16 protein-coding genes and 1 pseudogene are annotated in these 16,207 nt (G+C 57.5%); 7 read left to right on the top strand and 10 right to left on the bottom strand.

Going from position 1 to position 16,207, the window contains the following annotated elements:
* Positions 1–314 precede the first annotated feature (314 nt).
* Complete coding sequence (locus AWB78_RS29125) at positions 315–851, bottom strand: Uma2 family endonuclease (RefSeq protein ID WP_062609800.1); 537 nt, start codon at positions 849–851, stop codon at positions 315–317.
* 482 nt (positions 852–1,333) lie between these two features.
* On the opposite strand from AWB78_RS29125, the gene AWB78_RS29120 reads away from it, so the two are divergent.
* Positions 1,334–1,564, top strand: coding sequence for a hypothetical protein (locus tag AWB78_RS29120; RefSeq protein WP_062609797.1), 231 nt, complete (start codon positions 1,334–1,336; stop codon positions 1,562–1,564).
* A gap of 167 nt (positions 1,565–1,731) precedes the next feature.
* Positions 1,732–2,019: a hypothetical protein gene (locus tag AWB78_RS29115; RefSeq protein ID WP_062609835.1), complete on the top strand. Its 288-nt coding sequence runs from the start codon at positions 1,732–1,734 to the stop codon at positions 2,017–2,019.
* A gap of 402 nt (positions 2,020–2,421) precedes the next feature.
* Here the strand turns inward: AWB78_RS29115 and AWB78_RS48555 are convergent, their stop codons facing one another.
* Both AWB78_RS48555 and AWB78_RS29105 read right to left on the bottom strand, forming a co-directional pair.
* Positions 2,422–2,673 (bottom strand): hypothetical protein, encoded by a 252-nt coding sequence (locus tag AWB78_RS48555; protein WP_096031862.1) that lies wholly within the window; start codon positions 2,671–2,673, stop codon positions 2,422–2,424.
* Positions 2,674–2,709: 36 nt separating this feature from the next.
* Positions 2,710–3,039 carry a hypothetical protein gene (locus AWB78_RS29105; RefSeq protein ID WP_062609794.1) on the bottom strand — a complete coding sequence of 110 codons (330 nt, stop codon included), beginning with the start codon at positions 3,037–3,039 and terminating at the stop codon, positions 2,710–2,712.
* 305 nt (positions 3,040–3,344) lie between these two features.
* On the opposite strand from AWB78_RS29105, the gene AWB78_RS29100 reads away from it, so the two are divergent.
* From AWB78_RS29100 to AWB78_RS29090, 3 genes are all read left to right on the top strand, one after another.
* On the top strand, positions 3,345–3,593 hold the full coding sequence (locus AWB78_RS29100) for a DUF6440 family protein (RefSeq protein ID WP_062609791.1): 249 nt from the start codon (positions 3,345–3,347) through the stop codon (positions 3,591–3,593).
* A gap of 873 nt (positions 3,594–4,466) precedes the next feature.
* Complete coding sequence (locus AWB78_RS43940; RefSeq protein WP_074173561.1) at positions 4,467–4,796, top strand: hypothetical protein; 330 nt, start codon at positions 4,467–4,469, stop codon at positions 4,794–4,796.
* 265 nt (positions 4,797–5,061) lie between these two features.
* Positions 5,062–5,874: an H-NS histone family protein gene (locus AWB78_RS29090; protein ID WP_062609786.1), complete on the top strand. Its 813-nt coding sequence runs from the start codon at positions 5,062–5,064 to the stop codon at positions 5,872–5,874.
* 243 nt (positions 5,875–6,117) lie between these two features.
* Here the strand turns inward: AWB78_RS29090 and AWB78_RS29085 are convergent, their stop codons facing one another.
* Positions 6,118–7,113 carry a LysR family transcriptional regulator gene (locus AWB78_RS29085; RefSeq protein ID WP_232477927.1) on the bottom strand — a complete coding sequence of 332 codons (996 nt, stop codon included), beginning with the start codon at positions 7,111–7,113 and terminating at the stop codon, positions 6,118–6,120.
* 16 nt (positions 7,114–7,129) lie between these two features.
* On the opposite strand from AWB78_RS29085, the gene AWB78_RS29080 reads away from it, so the two are divergent.
* Together AWB78_RS29080 and AWB78_RS29075 are read left to right on the top strand one after the other, a co-directional pair.
* A complete protein-coding gene (locus AWB78_RS29080; protein ID WP_062609784.1) occupies positions 7,130–8,122 on the top strand; it encodes an LLM class oxidoreductase in 993 nt (330 codons plus the stop codon).
* Positions 8,123–8,226: 104 nt separating this feature from the next.
* On the top strand, positions 8,227–9,336 hold the full coding sequence (locus tag AWB78_RS29075; protein ID WP_062609830.1) for an alkene reductase: 1,110 nt from the start codon (positions 8,227–8,229) through the stop codon (positions 9,334–9,336).
* Positions 9,337–9,406: 70 nt separating this feature from the next.
* Here the strand turns inward: AWB78_RS29075 and AWB78_RS29070 are convergent, their stop codons facing one another.
* The 6 genes and pseudogenes from AWB78_RS29070 to AWB78_RS29045 all read right to left on the bottom strand — a co-directional run bounded on the left by AWB78_RS29070 (position 9,407) and on the right by AWB78_RS29045 (position 16,109).
* Positions 9,407–10,096, bottom strand: a complete 690-nt coding sequence (locus tag AWB78_RS29070; RefSeq protein WP_062609781.1) for an EthD domain-containing protein — start codon at positions 10,094–10,096, stop codon at positions 9,407–9,409.
* 48 nt (positions 10,097–10,144) lie between these two features.
* The gene (locus AWB78_RS29065; protein ID WP_062609779.1) at positions 10,145–10,855 is read right to left on the bottom strand and encodes an ABC transporter ATP-binding protein; all 711 of its coding nucleotides are present in this window, start codon (positions 10,853–10,855) and stop codon (positions 10,145–10,147) included.
* A gap of 10 nt (positions 10,856–10,865) precedes the next feature.
* Positions 10,866–12,650: a branched-chain amino acid ABC transporter ATP-binding protein/permease gene (locus AWB78_RS29060; RefSeq protein WP_062609778.1), complete on the bottom strand. Its 1,785-nt coding sequence runs from the start codon at positions 12,648–12,650 to the stop codon at positions 10,866–10,868.
* On the bottom strand, positions 12,647–13,543 hold the full coding sequence (locus AWB78_RS29055; RefSeq protein WP_269768956.1) for a branched-chain amino acid ABC transporter permease: 897 nt from the start codon (positions 13,541–13,543) through the stop codon (positions 12,647–12,649). Before AWB78_RS29055 ends, AWB78_RS29060 begins: the two co-directional genes overlap by 4 nt.
* A gap of 240 nt (positions 13,544–13,783) precedes the next feature.
* Positions 13,784–14,836: pseudogene (locus AWB78_RS29050) on the bottom strand (ABC transporter substrate-binding protein); the annotation flags it as partial.
* A 61-nt stretch (positions 14,837–14,897) separates the two neighbouring features.
* The gene (locus tag AWB78_RS29045) at positions 14,898–16,109 is read right to left on the bottom strand and encodes a porin (protein WP_062609776.1); all 1,212 of its coding nucleotides are present in this window, start codon (positions 16,107–16,109) and stop codon (positions 14,898–14,900) included.
* Between the last annotated feature and the right edge of the window lie 98 nt (positions 16,110–16,207).

The raw sequence follows: 16,207 nt of genomic DNA, 5'->3' as shown, positions 1-16,207 counted from the left end.
CGACCGATAGTGGGCTATGCGGGCATCCCGTGGCTTGTCGCACACCGCACGAATATCGACCTAACAGAACGCTGCGAAGGTCACCACCCACACGGATGCAGGCTACAGGCAGAATAAACACACCACGTCGAAGCGTCCGCAGACTCGGTTTGGTCAAGCTCGCCTAACCTATTGATTCACCTGCTCAACAGGAAGTGCGTGAATAGGAACGCAATACCGGAATCGTGGCCGAGGCAATCGATGCAAACAACCGCACGAGACTTGACCTGCTTACATCTGAGGGCCGAACGGGCAGCACAGCTTTGCGATGCGCGTTAGTGGGACAATGGAGCAAAATCCTCGAAGTAGAATCGGTCGAGTGAGAGCGTTATTCCGAACGTTGAAGTTTCCAACGGCCCATGCGGTCCGAAGAATTGCAGTTTGCCGCGGTGGCCGACTGCGATAACCTCGCGGGCACCGCCTTCTAGGTAAGCCCTGATTCTTGGGCCGATACCCTGCGGAAACGTGCGGTCGAGGAGCACCTCGACACACAGGTCTGGCACAAACGGGACCGGGGCATCCAGGTCAAGTCGTTCCCACTTTTCAGGAGGCATCCAGACAACGTCAGGTACTCGGATGCCAAATGACGGCGTCGTGACAGCAACCGACATAGCCGCAACATGACCAAGCTGCTCTGCAATTTGGCAATAGACGTCGGTCAGGACAATCTGGCGCCGTCCGGAGGGCTGAGGATGTGGCACCGCTTCACCGCGCCCGTTCAACTCACAACATTCCAACAAGCCAAACTCCGCCTGCGGGTTAATCCGACGCCAGGTCGCAACGAGTCCGTCATGCTCCGAAAGAGTAGACACAACGACAAGCCTCCGTAGGGGAACGCTCTAAGGGTAATCCCTTTGTCGGCAGCTTAACAGCGCTTTTTTCGTTGCGTCGCACAATCGAATTACGCTTCGCGTCGGGAATCTATTCTTTACATTTATAGGGCCGCATCGACATCTCCCATGCATTATGACATTTGGGACCGTCAGACAAATCGGAGAGTTGTTTCCGAACGATTGTGCAACGCACCAAATTCAAGGAACGGAATGACAGAGATTGCGTCCAAAGTAATGATTCTGATGAATCGAGGATGCGGGCGCTTCGAGGAAAAGGCCTTCCGAGTCAGATTTGCTACAGGACCCCGATGATGTTCCTGCACGGAGGCATCGGCGTAAAGACCTCAAGGCGCGGCAGCCTCTCCGAGCCTACAGTTGAGCAGTGTCTGAGTCGCAGCAAAGGCTCAGCCTTCGCGAGCATCGACCACATGCCTTCTTTTGCTTGAACACAGGAAGTAGAAATGGAACTTGATGCGGAGACATTCCGGCGACTGCGCCGGCTCGCTCCGGTCCTCGACGACATACTCAACGCAGGAGAAGTCGAACACGCGGACCAGGCGGTAAATCTCGCGGCACTCGCAAAACTGTGCTCGTCGCTGTTCAACGCTTACTACTCCCAGCATCCAGACGAGACCGCACAAGCTGGCGCCGAGGGTCCAATCGCCTGCACGGAGCATCGCGCGGGAGCGTAGGCCCGTATTTGCACGAGAATGTCGATGAACTCCTGCCTCTTTTGAGACGGGGACTGACGTTCATAGAGAATATCAATCAATTCACTATCGACGGGGCGTGCCGATTCAGCACGGAAATGTCACATCGCTGCGCTATAACGTCTAGGTCAACTCGCGACGGAGAGAATGTGAGCAACAAGACGTCCGCCCTACGACTAACAGAGTTGAAGCAGCATCCTTTCGCACGTTATTTCATTACGCTGGCGAACCACTCGCCGGCCCAGGCACTAGAAGCCTTGAGCGAAGCCATTCGCGCCGAGAAGCGCGCAATGAACGCATACGACTGGGTTCAAGAAGCGCTTCCCGGAGCTGAACTCAAACCGGCCTTTGCATTCGGAACCGTCGGCGAACTGTATCGCAATCACGGTCGGGGGCAGGAGTACGTTCGGTTTAAAGAGACATTACGCGCCGCGTGAGTGCGAATCGAAATTCCCCTTCTCCGTGGTATGTCAATTTGCCCTCTGGAACCGCATGGTATCGGGCTCGTAGCGCGACGTCGCGTCAAGAAGGCCGCTACGAAGGGTTTGGCAAAGGCAACCGTCGGTGCAAGAAAGACTTCTGCTCGCAAGACAACTTCACGCAGGGCCACGGCCACGACGGCGGCGACAATGCCGACGCCTGGAGCGGCGAGCGTCGCATCGGCGTAAGACTGCCGCGCGATTCCTCACGGCTCCTGGCAGAGACCGGAAGGAAGTTCCGAACGACAAGAAACCTCGGCGACCTTGCATGCATGAGTTTGCGCCGACGCATCGTCCGGTGCTCAACGCTCCGGACGATGTCATTGCTACTGGCAATTTGAAGGGAGGCGGCGCAGTCGCTCAGCGCGCGGCCGCCTGCTGCATCTGCGCGTGCTCCTGTAATTGCGCTTGAGCGGCGGACTGCTTTCGCTTCTCGTTGGCGAGATGTCGACCGACGACGCAGCCTCCGACGGCGCCAACTACAGCGTGATGCCCAGCGTAGTGACCAGCGACGCCACCGACTACTGCGCCTTTCAAGCAACCTTCGGCGCTCGCAGCGCCCGCGGATGCAAGGAAGGCGCTGCCCAACAGAACCAGAATTATCCTTTTCATTGCTTCACTCATTCTCGTTGTGAGGTAGTGCGGACTTCACTGCCCGATTTGCCTGCTTGTCCGGTTCTCCTGCTGGTTGAGCGCTCGGTCTTCCTGTCGGGTGATATGTCCGCCGTTCTGGCTTGCCATCAGACGCTCCTCACGACGCACTTGATGGTCGTCGCGATGCAACCGCATCGCCTCGTTGTGGGACAGTTCCCCTTCCCGGACTTCCTGATGGATTCGGCGGTCCTGATTGGACAGCCGATGATTGACCTCGGCGCGCCGCGGATGCGATGCATCCCAGTTGGTTGCAGCTGATGCGGTCCCTATGAAGGCAATCGACAGCGCGGCGATTGCTGTGAGCTTCTGAGTGAACGCGTTCATGGTTACTCCCGTCAAGTCGATGAGTCGGCTTCGTGCCGTTCATTGCCTCAACGTTCCCCTTGGCCAACTTGTTGACGCCGCATTTGTGAGTTGTGAAACGGAATATTTCTCGCCCGCTGAGCTCTTGGGACCCGCGATAGAGACCCGCACCTGCTGGTTCGATGCGCGCGCCTATGAGAAAGTATTGAGCAAAGCGCATGCGTGGGCCGACACCGCGTGTGGCAGAACCCTTGCCCAAGCGCTTAGCCCCGACTGGAATTCGCTCATCCGCAGCAACCCGCATAACAACACTGGAGAGGCTCCTGATGCTGAAGGGTTCACTTGCAATGATGCTCGCAAGCATCGCACTCATGTTCTCTATGCTCTACGTCGCGGGGGTGTTCGACTCACCGCGAAAAGGCCCGAAGGTCTTCGAAGAGCTGAAGGTCAAGAACGACGACTGGGTACACATCTACAGAGACGTGGAGACTGGCTGCCAGTACATCCGGGTACGCGACGGCGTCACACCTCGCCTCACGGCAGACGGCAAGGTTATGTGCGGCCTTTCCAAGTAGATGATGCCCGTAACGGCCCACGCTTTGTGTTGGCCGCCTTACGGGCTCTGAGCGCAATACCTCCTTGCGACGCGGATGGCTAGGTGGTCGTCTCAAAGCTTAGTTCGCAGGCGTTGTGTGTTTCCTTCGATAGAGCCAAGAAATCCCTCGTGAGAGCAGGACGTTGTCAGTTGCAGCCGTAGCCGGTACGCCGATTCCACCAACAGATTGCCTCACCTTCCGTGCAGACGAACATGCTGCCAACGGTGTCGCATTGCACGGTTGCCCGCCGACCACCGTTTGACGTCGGGCTCTCACGCGTCAACTCTGTGTCTGATGACGCGACTGCGCTCTCTATCGCTGCACGAACTTTCGCGCTTCCCTCGGGTGGCTGTTTTGTCCCAACGGCAGGCGCGACGCTACATGCAGATAAGAAGGCACCCAAACAAATCGAAACAAGCGCGCGATTCGCCAGAGTCATAACCATGATTTTCTCCTTCTAGGTCACGGCACGTCGTGCGAGTCCCGCTTGCGTTTCCCAGATGCCGGGACATCTGAGAGGGGAATTCGCATTCGTCTGCTCGACGCGCGAGCACGCGTTGGAAGACAGTGGACACTGAACGATTCTATCCCTGGGTTTTCGATGCGGTTGTTAGAGACCGCTCGACGATGCTAGGGAAACACCCTACCTCTTGGCGCTCCGCTCCACTTCTTGGGTTGGTTTTCCCCGACCAGCTTCTCACGCTGGTGCCGCACCGAGATTGCGAGTGGAGCATCGACCGCGCGGTCGATACGGCACTGCATCAACGATTCCCGTCGGCTAGCGTCAACGCCGCACCTTCCCGAACGTTAATGAGGCAAGGCGCTCGGCCTTATCTCTCCCGGAGAATAGATATGAACAAGATTATCGCAGTCGCTGTAGCAACATTCTTCTCGGTCGGAATCGCGTGCGCCCAAACGTCTGCCCCAGCTGCGACGTCCGCCGCCAAACCCGCGCCGACTACGGCAGCAACTTCGGGCTGTGACGCCCAAGCAATCGATAAGAATGGCAAACCGCTGTCTGGAGCGGCCAAGACCTCTTTCATCAAGAAGTGTGAAGCTGGCAATAAGAGCAATGTCACAGCCGCATGTGCGAGCAAAGCCGTGGGCAAAGATGGTAAGCCGCTCGTCGGTGCTGCCAAAACGTCGTTCATGAAAAAGTGCGAAGCTGATGCCGGCAAATAAATCTTGAGCCGAAGAAGGCGGGTCCGATGGCCGTTGGGTGCGTGCTGGTTCGGGTCCGCCTTCTCCACCGCTTTGCGATTCACGTTGGCCGAGTTTTGTTACCCCCCATCGTCGTCGCTTTCTTGACCGTTCACCTCTGGCAGACATCCTCCCGCGCGAATTCGGGAATAACCTCATTGAGTTTTCGTTTCGGAAAAGCCTCTTCTCGCACTATTCTGATGAAGGTTATGTCATAGTTCGCCAAGTTACCCCCAAGGAGGCGACCATGAGCACCCTCGAGAACATTCAGGCTCGGATGAAGAAGCTACAAGCGCAAGCCGAGACCATCCTTGCTAAGCAAGCGCAAGCGGCAGTGGACCAAATACGCGAATTGATGCTCAAGCACGGGCTTACCACTGCAGACATTGAAGCCAGGGCGAAAGCGAAGAGAGCCGCAAAGGCAAGCCTTCGCACTGCCGTCAGTCGAGGAGTCAAGGCATCTATCACCAGCACAGGGAAACTGCCGGCAAAGTATCAAAATCCGAAGACCGGCGAGACGTGGAGCGGACATGCCCGACCGCCGGCTTGGATTAAAGACGTGAAAGACCGCACGAAGTTTCTCATCGATGGCACTACCAGCGCGTCTTCAGCGAAGACGGTCGGAGCGTCCAGCGGAAAGACTCTCGCTGGCAAAGTGCAATCAAAGGGTGCGCTGCCTGCAAAATACAGAGACCCGAAATCAGGAGCAAGTTGGAGCGGCCGCGGCCCTGCTCCCAAGTGGCTCGCCTCGGCGAAGGACCGAAGCAAGTTTCTGATTGAGCAGGCCCCTGCCGCCACATCTGACGCATCGGCGACTCTCAAGGCGACCACGTCGAACGCTGGACCGAAGGTCCGAGCTGCGACCAAGAAGGTTGGCGCCAAGACGGCGGTAACATCTAAGAAGTCTGCGGGCGTCAAGAGGGCCGCTACGAAGGGGCCAACAAAGGCAACCGTCGGGGCAAGAAAGACTTCTGCTCGCAAAACGACTTCGAGCAAGGTTACGAGGAACACTACGGCGGCAGCGCCGGCGCCGGAAGCAGCGAACATCGCATCGGTGTGAGACTGACGTTACATCCGGTGCGAGCTATCAAGGTTCCTCACGGGTAGGCCTGAACCGAGCTCGGAGCTACGAAGTATCGTCGGCGTTGTGAGGCCAGCGGGCCTTTCGAAAGCAAGGCGGCTCGCTCAAGCAACGTCGACGTCAGACAACGCCGAGTCCCAGTCATGAAAGCCCGCATCTGCGCACTCGCCGGATTGACATTTGTCGTCATTTGGAACGGGAGTTTGCGTAGCCTTCGCGGCATCAAGGCTTGAAACCCGAACCCTGCTCGTGGGCGAGCCGAACAAGCTCGTCGATAACAACTCGAACACGAGGTTGCACGTACTTCGTGCGCGGCCAGATAGCGTGGATAGGCATTTCTCCCCCGGCCCATTCGTTCAGAATGTCAATCAGTTCCCCACGACGCAAGTGCTCTGCTACCAACCATGTTGGCAGTTGAACAACGCCGGAACCGGCCAACGCAGCGTTGAGCATCGCCTCGCCGTCGGCTAGCTCGTATCGGGCCGCTACCTGCATCGGTTCAAAGTTCCCTGCAGCATTCTTCACCAACCAGCTTGCTCGCTGCCCTCGCTGCAGCCCAACGATGCAGTCGTGCGTCGCGAGTTGGTCTCTATTCTTCGGTGTTCCCTTCCGGTCGAGATACTTTGGAGCCGCACAAAGGACAAGTCGCTGTTCCCCGAGTCTTCGAGCAGCAATGTCGGCGTCGTCCTTCAGTCGGCCGATTCGCACTGCAATGTCAACGCCTTCGGCAACAAGGTCCGCCAAACGCTCGCTGAAGTTAACAGAGAGGTCTAGGCGAGGATGCTTTTGCGACAGTTGTAGAAGCGATGGAAGCACGTGGCGTCGGCCAAATGTCGCTGGCAACTCGATACGTACTCTTCCTACCGGTTCTTGATGACCAGTCGTCAGCAAGCTTTCTGTCTCGTCCAGTTCGCCAAGCACTCGAAGGCAACTGGCAAGATAGGCCTCTCCCTCGTTCGTCAGCGTTAGACGACGGGTGGTTCGGTGAACCAGCTTCGTTCCAAGGCGTTCCTCGAGTCGGGTGACTGCCTTCCCGACGGCGCTGCTCGTCAGTCCTAGTCGAGCGGCCGCCGCCGTGAAGCTTCCATCCTGCGCGGAGAGGACGAATTCGTTGAAGCCGTAGAACCTATCCTTCAACATGATTTTGGAATGACAGGATGAAGTAATTGGAATTATAGGTGGTTTATGGATTCCAGGTTCGAAATTAAGATGAACCATCCAAGGAGAATCCGTAATGCACGCCCATGCAGAACTACTCATCAGCGACGCCACACTGGCCGAACAGCCCGGCTTCGCGCGTCTCTTTTCACCGAAGAAGCTCACAGTCGGCCTTATTCTGCCGCTTGAAACACATCCGAACAGCCCTGCTCCGACCATGCGCGACCATATCTCAATGGCGCAAAAGGCAGACGACCTAGGATTCGCGGCGCTCTGGATGCGCGACGTCCCTTTCTACGACCCACAGTACGGCGATGTGGGCCAGGTCTTCGACCCTGTGCCATACATCGGATACCTGGCAGCCTTCACAAGCAGGATTGCATTAGGGACGGCAGGAATTGTTCTGCCGATGCGCGAGCCCCTGATATTGGCAAAGCAAGTAGCGTCTCTTGACCAATTGTCAGGGGGCCGTGTTGTCCTTGGGCTGTCCTCTGGCGACCGACCGGCTGAATATCCACTCTTCGGCATTGACTTCGAAACCCGAGGCGAGCGCTTCCGCGATGCATTCACTGTGTACAAGAGCGTTCTCGAAGAGAGCTTTCCCCGGTTCGATTCGTCTCGGTTCGGAAGTTCGTGGGGAGCCCACGATTTGGTTCCCAAGCCCCCTTTTGGCAGCACACCTGCTATCGCCGTCGGTCGTGCTCAACAGAGCCTCGCTTGGCTTGCAAAGCACATGGACGGCTTCATCGGTTCCTCGCCGGCACCGGAGCAATTGCCGGCGTACGCGAATCAATGGCATGTCCAGGTAAGCGAATCTTGCGGCTCTGGGCAGTTCAAACCACTCGGCGTCGGCGGCTTTCTCGATTTGGTCGAAAACCGGAACGAGCCACTCATTCGGACACGGGGCGGCTTTCGCTCTGGAAGTGCGGCCCTCGCACACTTCCTTCAAGAGGCACAGGAAGCGGGTGTCAACCACATTGCGCTCAATCCAAAGATTAGTCGGCGACCGTATGCCGAACTCATGGACGAACTGGCTTCTGAAGTTCTTCCTCACTTTCCCTCCCACTGACGTATCACTCATTTCCGTCACGTTCGCAGAAAGACGGCAATTCTCAGAAAACCAATGCTTCGATGCAGCACCAGATTTCACCAACTTTGACTAGCCATAAAACGATGAGCAAACTTTTCGACGGTTACGATTTAGCCGGCCTGCCGCTGCCCAACCGTGTCGTGATGGCGCCTATGACAAGGTCACGCGCACTAGACACCGTTGCGGACGAGCAGACGGCTCTCTACTATCGACAGCGCGCAAGCGCTGGACTCATCATTACCGAGGGGTCACAGATTTCTGTCGAAGGACGCGGTTATCTTTTCACTCCTGGAATCCACACGCCCGAACAGGTAGCGGGATGGAAGCGAGTCACCGACGCTGTCCACCAGCAAGGCGGGCGCATCTTCATTCAAATTTGGCACGTTGGCCGGATTTCCCACGTGACGTTACAGCGAAGCGGCGACAGCCCCGTTTCCTCAGTCAACCTTCCCGCGGCGGCCGCCACAGCCTTTGCATATGACTCGGCGGGGAACCCGAATAAGGTGCCGGTCAGTCCTCCCCGTGCACTCGCAACGGATGAGATTCGAAGAGTTATCCGCGACTTCGTGCAAGCAGCGCAAAACGCTATGGCGGCTGGCTTCGACGGTGTGGAGCTGCATGGGGCGAACGGATACATATTCGAGCAGTTTCTAAACGATGGTCTCAATAGCCGCAATGACGCGTACGGCGGTACCCTCGAGAATCGAATGAGGTTTCTCCTTGAAACTGTCGACGCGGTCAGTGAGGCAATCGGCGCCAGCAAGACCGCCATCCGAATCTCCCCGTTCGGAAGATTGCATGACATGAAGCCGTACGCCGACGAAGATGACACGTGGCTCACAGTCGCGGAGCAACTCTCGGCCCGGAGTCTGGCATACGTTCACCTCAGCGACCAGTTGACGCTCGGTCAAACCGCAATCGACCGCGAATTCTTGAAGAGGTTCCGCGCTGCATACACGGGGACGCTGATTCTCGCCGGTGGCTTCCAAAAGGCAGAGGCCGAGCAAGCACTGGAGTCTGGAATTGTTGACCTTATCGGGTTTGGGCGTCCGTACATCTCAAATCCCGACCTGGTAGAACGACTGCGCGATAACGCTCCTCTTTCGCCTGTCGACCGTTCGACCATGTATGGCGGCGATTCGCGGGGCTACACGGATTACCCACGTCTCGAAACGTCCTCGTCGGCTGGGTAAGGCTCGCAAAGCCAATCAGCAGGAGGCCCAAGACCGCTTGGGCCCTTTCCTTCGCCATAAATGCAGGCGTTCAGACAATCCTGTGCTCGTCAACGAGGAAGGCCGTGATTTCCGATAGGAACGTCTTCGCGTGCGCCATTGTTTTTAGTCCAGCCTCGGACCCAAAGGCGTTCTGCAAGGAGTCAGTGCTCTCAAACCAGAACTCGACGATGCCGTCGATAGGCAGCTCCTCGTAAGTGCTCGCGCTGCCTTTCGTCACTTCGCGCTCGACAATTGCGTTTTGCCGATAGCCCAGTACACCCGGCATCGTTCTCACATAGTCTGCGTGAACCTTCCATTCTCTAAGGAAATCCTGCTCCGACATTTCCGGGCGCCGCCGAATTATCGACATCCGCTTCATCAGTCGGCGGCGCACGTCATCGTTTGGCACCTCAACGACGGTGGTCTGTTGCACGGAGACGATGTTCAAGCCACCCATGAAGTAGCTTTCGTCTGCCAAGATTTGCGCGGGCAACTCGTCGCGACCAAAAGGAGCCTCAGGGTCGGCAACCCACAGTTGAGAGAAGCCATCAAACTCCCACGGACCTCGCGCGAACTCGATGCCACGCTGGACCCGGTCGGTAACATGGTTCTGCCAATACTGGCTGAGCCCTGGGGCGCGCTTAACCAGCGAGCCGTGATGATTGAGCCAGTGCGCCTTAAAATCTTCCGTGGACCATTCCGGCTTCTTATAAATCAGCCCCATTCTTACCTTGCTCATCCACCTCTCCCTTGATTGCTAAATTGCTCTCTGCGCACCGCGACGATTTCAGTGCGTACCCAAGTAAGCTGCTTTAACCTTCGGGTCGTTCAGCAGTTCACGCCCCGAGCCTTCGAGGGTGATGTTTCCGACCTCGAGAACGTACGCGCGGTCGGCAACGCCCAGGGCCTGCTTTGCCATCTGTTCGACAAGCAAAATCGTCAGCCCCTCGTCGCGAAGGCTCCGAATTGCATCGAAGATGTCCCGTATCACGAGCGGCGCCAGACCGAGCGAAGGCTCGTCGAGAAGCAGCAGTCGCGGCTTGCTCATCAATGCCCGTGAGATTGCAAGCATTTGCTGCTCGCCTCCGGAGAGCGTGCCCGAAAGCTGGTCTTGTCGCTCGCGCAACCGAGGGAAGCGCTCGAACTCCCGCTCCATTGCCGCTTCGGTTTCCGCCTTCGACTGTTTGCGCGAATATGCGCCGAGAAGAAGGTTCTCGCGAACCGTTTGGTCTGGAAAGACCCCCCGGCCTTCGGGAGACAGCGCGATGCCCAGTCCAACCCTCATATGGGGCGGAAGCTGCGTGCAGTCGCGTCCGCCGACAGTGACACGACCCGCCGACACTGCCTGCAATCCCGCGATGCTCTTGAGTAAGCTGCTCTTTCCTGCGCCGTTGGCGCCGATGATGGTCACAACCTCGCCCTCACGGACTTCGAGGCTGACGCCTTTGACCGCGTGGATGGCGCCGTAGGATACTTTCACGGAATCTAGTTTCAGCATGTCAACTCCCTCAGGCTGCAGCAACTTCGTCGACGCCGAGATACGCCTCGACGACGCGCGGATTTGCCTGCACTTCGGCAGGTTTTCCTTCGGCAATCTTCACACCGTAGTCAAGAACAATGACGTGGTCCGAGACCGACATCACCAAGTCCATGTGATGCTCCACCATCAGAATCGTGACGCCGTACTTTCCAATGCGTAGTAGCAACTGACCGAGTTCTGCTGTCTCCTGCGGATTCAATCCGGCAGCTGGTTCATCGAGCAAAAGTAGCTGAGGGTCGGTTGCGAGTGCTCGGGCAAGTTCGACACGGCGCTGCAGACCGTATGAGAGACTTCCTGCTGGACGACTTGCCAGGTCGCCGAGTTCGACAAGCTCCAGCAACTCCAGAGCGCGTTGCCGAGTAATCTCTTCCTCCCGTCGCGCTGTGGGCAAAGAAGCAAGGGACGCAAAGATGCCATTCTTCATTCGGCTATGGCGCCCCAGCATCACGTTGTCGAGAACCGAGAGGTCGGCGAAAAGCCTCAGGTTCTGGAAGGTACGACCCATGCCCAACCAGCAGATTGCGTGGACAGGGCTATGTGCAATTTCCTTCCCGTTGAACTTGATGGACCCGGCATCTGGCTTAACGATGCCCGTGACCATGTTAATCATGGTGCTCTTACCTGCCCCATTGGGACCGATGAGAGCGTGAATATGGCCGCGCTTCAGCGAGAAAGAGACATCCTGAGCGGGTTTCACTCCACCGTACGATTTGGAGACCTTCGCGACCGTGAGGAGGTCATCTGTTCCTGAACGTCCACTGCGCATGAACGGCGTTACGTGCCCACTCGCTCGTGCGCCCCGCAGGGTGCTACCACTTGCTTTGCGACGGAACAGCGTCCCATAGATGGTTCCCACCACCCCGTTGGGCATCGCGTACAACGCAAACAACAAAAGCAAACCATACAGGACATGCTGAACAGAAGGCCAACGAGCAAGTAACGCATCCAGCAAGGTGAGAATCACAGCGCCGACGACCGGGCCGAGCTTCGTACCGGCTCCGCCGAAAAGCACAAGCAGGAGGATGAAGATTGAGAGCTGAAACGATACGAAGTCGGAATTGATGTACTGATTTTGCTGCGCGACCATCGCACCGGCCAGTCCACACGTGACTGCAGCAATAACGAACGCGATGACTTTCGCTCGATACACCCGGACTCCCACCGATGAAGAAGCAATCTCGTCAGCCTGAAGCGACAGGAAAGCGCGGCCAAATCTCCCGCTGAGAAGATTGCGCAGCAAGAGGTGGGTCACCGCGCAAAACACTACGCCGACGCAAACCCAGTGCGCGAGCGTCAACGGTTGGCCGTTCCACTGAGGGCTCCGGATGCCGTAGATGCCTTGAGCCCCGCCGAAAACTTCGTTCCAGTCACTCACCAAACGCTCGACCACAATCCCGAACGCCAAAGTGACCATCGCCAGATAGGGACCCTTCACTCGAAGCGACGGCAATGCGATGAGCACACCAAAGACGCCCGCAATGACTGTCGCGGCCGCCATTGCGAGCCAAGGATTTATAGCCGTCTGGGATGTAAGGAGTGCGACGGCGTAAGCGCCTGCGCCGAACAACCCCGCTTGTCCCAGAGACTTCTGGCCGGCAAACCCAACGAGAACGTTCATGCCGGCGCCGCAAAGGTAGTACACACACATCATGAAGGCGATGTGCAGATAGTAGTCGTTCCCGACCGCAAGCGCCCCGCCGATGAGAATCGCCGCGATAGCGCAAACTGAAATGACGTGAGAGAGCTGTTTCATACCTTCTCCACCAGCTTGCTTCCAAAGAGACCGGTCGGACGGAACGCCAAGACCAGGATGACGACGGCGAAGACGGCAATCTCGCGCCATTGCGCCTGCCAAAGATTGACCATGGACTCGAGCACGCCCAGGACAAAGCCCCCAATCACACAGCCACGAGGGTTGTTCAACCCGCCAATCATTGCGCCCGAGAAGCCCTTCAGCCCGATGGTGAGGCCCATGAACAAAGAGGCTTGCGCAATTGGCGCAATCAGGAACCCGGAGAGACCGGCCAAAGCGGAGCTGACAACAAAGGCTCCAATCATCACCGCGTTCGTGTTGATGCCCATCAAGCTGGCCACGTTTCCATTCGCGGCGACAGCCCGCATCATCTTGCCGACCATCGTCTTGCGCATGACCACGTCGAACACAAACATCACAACCACGGCCACAGCGAGAAGCAAGAGCTCCTGCGGTCGTACGCCAACTCCAAAGATTTGAACGACGGAATCGCCCAGTGGTGACGGAACGACGACGGGCTTCGGACCCCAGATAGCAAGCCCGATACTGTCGAGCACGACACCAAAGCCGAGAGTACTCATGACCCACGCCATGCCCGGCTTCCTTGCGAAAGGCCGCACGCCAATGACGTAGAGAAGCCACCCGAGAGCGCCCATCACGACAAGAGCAGCAACCAACGCCAGCAGTTGGGCGGTCACCCCCGGCACAACACCTCCAAAGCTAGTGGCCGTTATAGGCTTGCCCAAGAGAAGCAGCATCGCACTCATACCGATGAATGCGCCGGACGACACGAACTCGCCGTGCGAAAAGTTCAGCGTCTTGGTTGTAGTGAACGTGATGCTGAAGCCCAGCGCTACGAGCGCATATGCACCGCCAATGGCGAGCCCGCTGATAAGTGCTTGAAGGAACGCTGCGGTTGCGTTGCCGCTTGCTGCTACGGGTGCGGGTGCGGGTGTCAACGTTACCGAGGTGGACTCGGTCGGTTTCTGGTTCCGGAAGTCGGCGGCCGTGAGTGACGCCACCACTGCATCAGAGTAAGGCACGAGCTTGCCGTCCTTCCATTGCACCCAGACGAGGTCTTTCGCGACGAGTGCTTCGTGGTTCAGCTTGCTGAAGGGCCTGATGTAGGTCTTAAGCAATCCATGAACCGGTGCGTTGAGGCTCTCCAGTGCAATCCGGATGGCCGAGCCGTCCGTGCTGTTCGCCTGCTTGATTGCTTGCGCGAGAACCATCACCGAGTCGTAACCGTGCAGCGCAAAAGAGAAGGAACTGGGCGCTTTGAGCTGTGAACCGATGCGAGCAAACAACTTGTCTTGGGCAGGTGTGCGATTCTCGCTGACTGTGCGGAGAAAGATAGGCTTTTCGGCCAAGGTCTTTCCTGCGGCGTCATAAAACGTAATGTTGTCAGCGGCCCACGAACTGAGCGTTCGAGGGTAGTAGTTGATTTTCTCCATGCTCCGCATCACCTGGGCGATGGGCGTGCCTTGAGCCCAGATAAGCACGGTATCGACGCCAGCAGCTTTCAGCTTATTGAGCTGCGAGGTCATATCAGTGTCGCCAACCCCGAACTGCTCAATGCCCACGGGCTTCACGCCTTGCATTTCTGCTATGGCCTTCATGTCGCGCAGGCCGCCCTGCCCGTATCCGGTCGTCTCAGCCATGAAGCCGACCTTTGAGGTAGCGCCCGCACTCTTTTTCACGTAAGCCATCAGGGCGGCGATTTGCTCGCGGTCAACCATCGAGACACGAAACATGTAGTTATCCGCGCCCGGGCTCATCGGCGCCGTGATGTCAGTGCCTGATGACACGTTATCCAGCACCGGAATTTTCTTTTGGTTGACAATGTGCTTCCAGGCCATTGCATTGCCCGAGTTCGTCGGGCCGAACACCGCGACGACCCCTTCATTGTCGATGAGGTCAGACATGTTCTGGATGGACTTCGGCGGCTGGGACAAGTCGTCTCGTAGCACGAGGGACAATTTCTTTCCCAGCAACCCTCCGCTCGCATTGATGTCATCAACCGCTGCTTGCATACCCAGCACTGCCGCTTGACCGCTCTGCGCCGACGGCGAGGCCGACAGGTCGCCGTTGAAGCCAATCTTGATGTCCTGCGCGAGAACGGAAGAAGCCGCCGCGCTGAGGCCACAGAAAGCGAGTGCCGCAGCAATGATACGAATTGCTCTCATGATGTCTCCAGCCCTTTACCCTGAACCACAAGGGGACGCTCGTCCCCTTCGGCTCGCAAATTTAGAACTTGCTTACGATGCCTAGGCTCACCGCAACCATCGACGAGCTCGCACCCGGCGTTGTTTGGAAGCTGTCGCCAATTGCAGGCGTGGCATTGATGATGGTGCCGGTCCCTGGGTTGCCCAGCGTCTTACCGGAGGCATGCTGATATCCCTCAAGCGCGTAGAAACCCGTGCGCTTCGATAGAGCGTAATACTGGGACAGGACGACTTGATGGTACTTCGCCGCGTCGGAGATGTTGTTCGCCTTCGAGGCCCATGTATAGCTGTAGCCCACAGCAAGGTCGAGCGCAGGGGAAGGCATATAGTGGAGGACGCTTCCTGCAGTGTTCCAAACGGCCGTGTCTGTGAACTTCGAGTTGATGCCGGGGATGTACTGAACGTTCGAGTACGCGAACGAGATGTCCCAGGCTTCATTGAAGTAGTACCCACCGTCGACCGCGAATCGCTGCTGGCCCTGAGCTTGGTTGTAGCCGTTCGTGATAGCAGACACACCCTGCTGTCCTGCGGAATTCACCGAGGACTCAGCTCCGTAAGGACCGCCGCCGGGCGTCGAGTTATTGATACGCCAAAAGGCCGCTGCGAGACCGAAAGAGCCGCCTTTATATTGGAGGCCTGCGCTCCACGTGGAGCCTTGGTTCAGACTTCCCGGCACGCCTGCCGGTGCGAATTCACCGCTCGCCGTAAAACCATAGAAGGTCGGTGTCGTGTACACAATCGCGTTGTTGGCGCGATAGTACGTGTCCAAGCCGTCCAAATCGCCCGGGTGTGAACCGTACCCGGTTTGGTAGAGAGCCGGAACCCAAGGAGCGAGCATCGTGTAGTAGGCACTGTATTGCCGGCCCAGTGAGAGCGCACCGTACGCCTTATTGGACACCTCGATACGCGACTGCCGACCAAACATGGCGTTGGTGAATTGCTGTCCGCCCGTGGCCAAGTTGAAGCCGGACTCAAGAACGAAGAGCACCTGTGTCCCGCCGCCAAGGTCTTCTGTACCACGCAGTCCCCAACGAGAGCCATTCCACACACCGGACTGCATGCGAATGTTCGACTTCCCCGGCGTCGTTGACCCGAGGGTGGTCTGACTGTTCTGGTAGGTAATCGACGTGTCGACTATCCCGTACAACGTGACACTGGATTGGGCGAACGTGGGCGCCGCCACCATTGCCGCCGCCGCAGCCAGTGCGTGTTTCGATACTCCCTTCGTCAACATCAAAGTCTCCTGAGATAAATCTGATTGCTGCTTTTTGTTGGCGTGGACTCAAGTTCGAACCGATTCGCCCCCGGGGCGCCAACCGTCTTTTCCGCACT

Source organism: Caballeronia calidae (assembly GCF_900044055.2).
Lineage (GTDB): Bacteria > Pseudomonadota > Gammaproteobacteria > Burkholderiales > Burkholderiaceae > Caballeronia > Caballeronia calidae.
Note: the sequence above shows the minus strand (reverse complement) of the source record. Positions and strands in the feature narration are given on the sequence as shown.

Excerpts from the sequence above, each read along its gene's own strand:
- AWB78_RS29070 (WP_062609781.1), bottom strand. The coding sequence starts at position 10,096 with ATGAGCAAGGTAAGAATGGGGCTGATTTATAAGAAGCCGGAATGGTCC.
- AWB78_RS43940 (WP_074173561.1), top strand. The coding sequence starts at position 4,467 with ATGAACAAGATTATCGCAGTCGCTGTAGCAACATTCTTCTCGGTCGGA.
- AWB78_RS29120 (WP_062609797.1), top strand. The coding sequence starts at position 1,334 with ATGGAACTTGATGCGGAGACATTCCGGCGACTGCGCCGGCTCGCTCCG.
- AWB78_RS29090 (WP_062609786.1), top strand. The coding sequence starts at position 5,062 with ATGAGCACCCTCGAGAACATTCAGGCTCGGATGAAGAAGCTACAAGCG.
- AWB78_RS29045 (WP_062609776.1), bottom strand. The coding sequence starts at position 16,109 with ATGTTGACGAAGGGAGTATCGAAACACGCACTGGCTGCGGCGGCGGCA.
- AWB78_RS29060 (WP_062609778.1), bottom strand. The coding sequence starts at position 12,650 with ATGAAACAGCTCTCTCACGTCATTTCAGTTTGCGCTATCGCGGCGATT.
- AWB78_RS29065 (WP_062609779.1), bottom strand. The coding sequence starts at position 10,855 with ATGCTGAAACTAGATTCCGTGAAAGTATCCTACGGCGCCATCCACGCG.
- AWB78_RS29080 (WP_062609784.1), top strand. The coding sequence starts at position 7,130 with ATGCACGCCCATGCAGAACTACTCATCAGCGACGCCACACTGGCCGAA.
- AWB78_RS29085 (WP_232477927.1), bottom strand. The coding sequence starts at position 7,113 with ATGGTTCATCTTAATTTCGAACCTGGAATCCATAAACCACCTATAATT.
- AWB78_RS29100 (WP_062609791.1), top strand. The coding sequence starts at position 3,345 with ATGCTGAAGGGTTCACTTGCAATGATGCTCGCAAGCATCGCACTCATG.
- AWB78_RS48555 (WP_096031862.1), bottom strand. The coding sequence starts at position 2,673 with ATGAAAAGGATAATTCTGGTTCTGTTGGGCAGCGCCTTCCTTGCATCC.
- AWB78_RS29075 (WP_062609830.1), top strand. The coding sequence starts at position 8,227 with ATGAGCAAACTTTTCGACGGTTACGATTTAGCCGGCCTGCCGCTGCCC.
- AWB78_RS29105 (WP_062609794.1), bottom strand. The coding sequence starts at position 3,039 with ATGAACGCGTTCACTCAGAAGCTCACAGCAATCGCCGCGCTGTCGATT.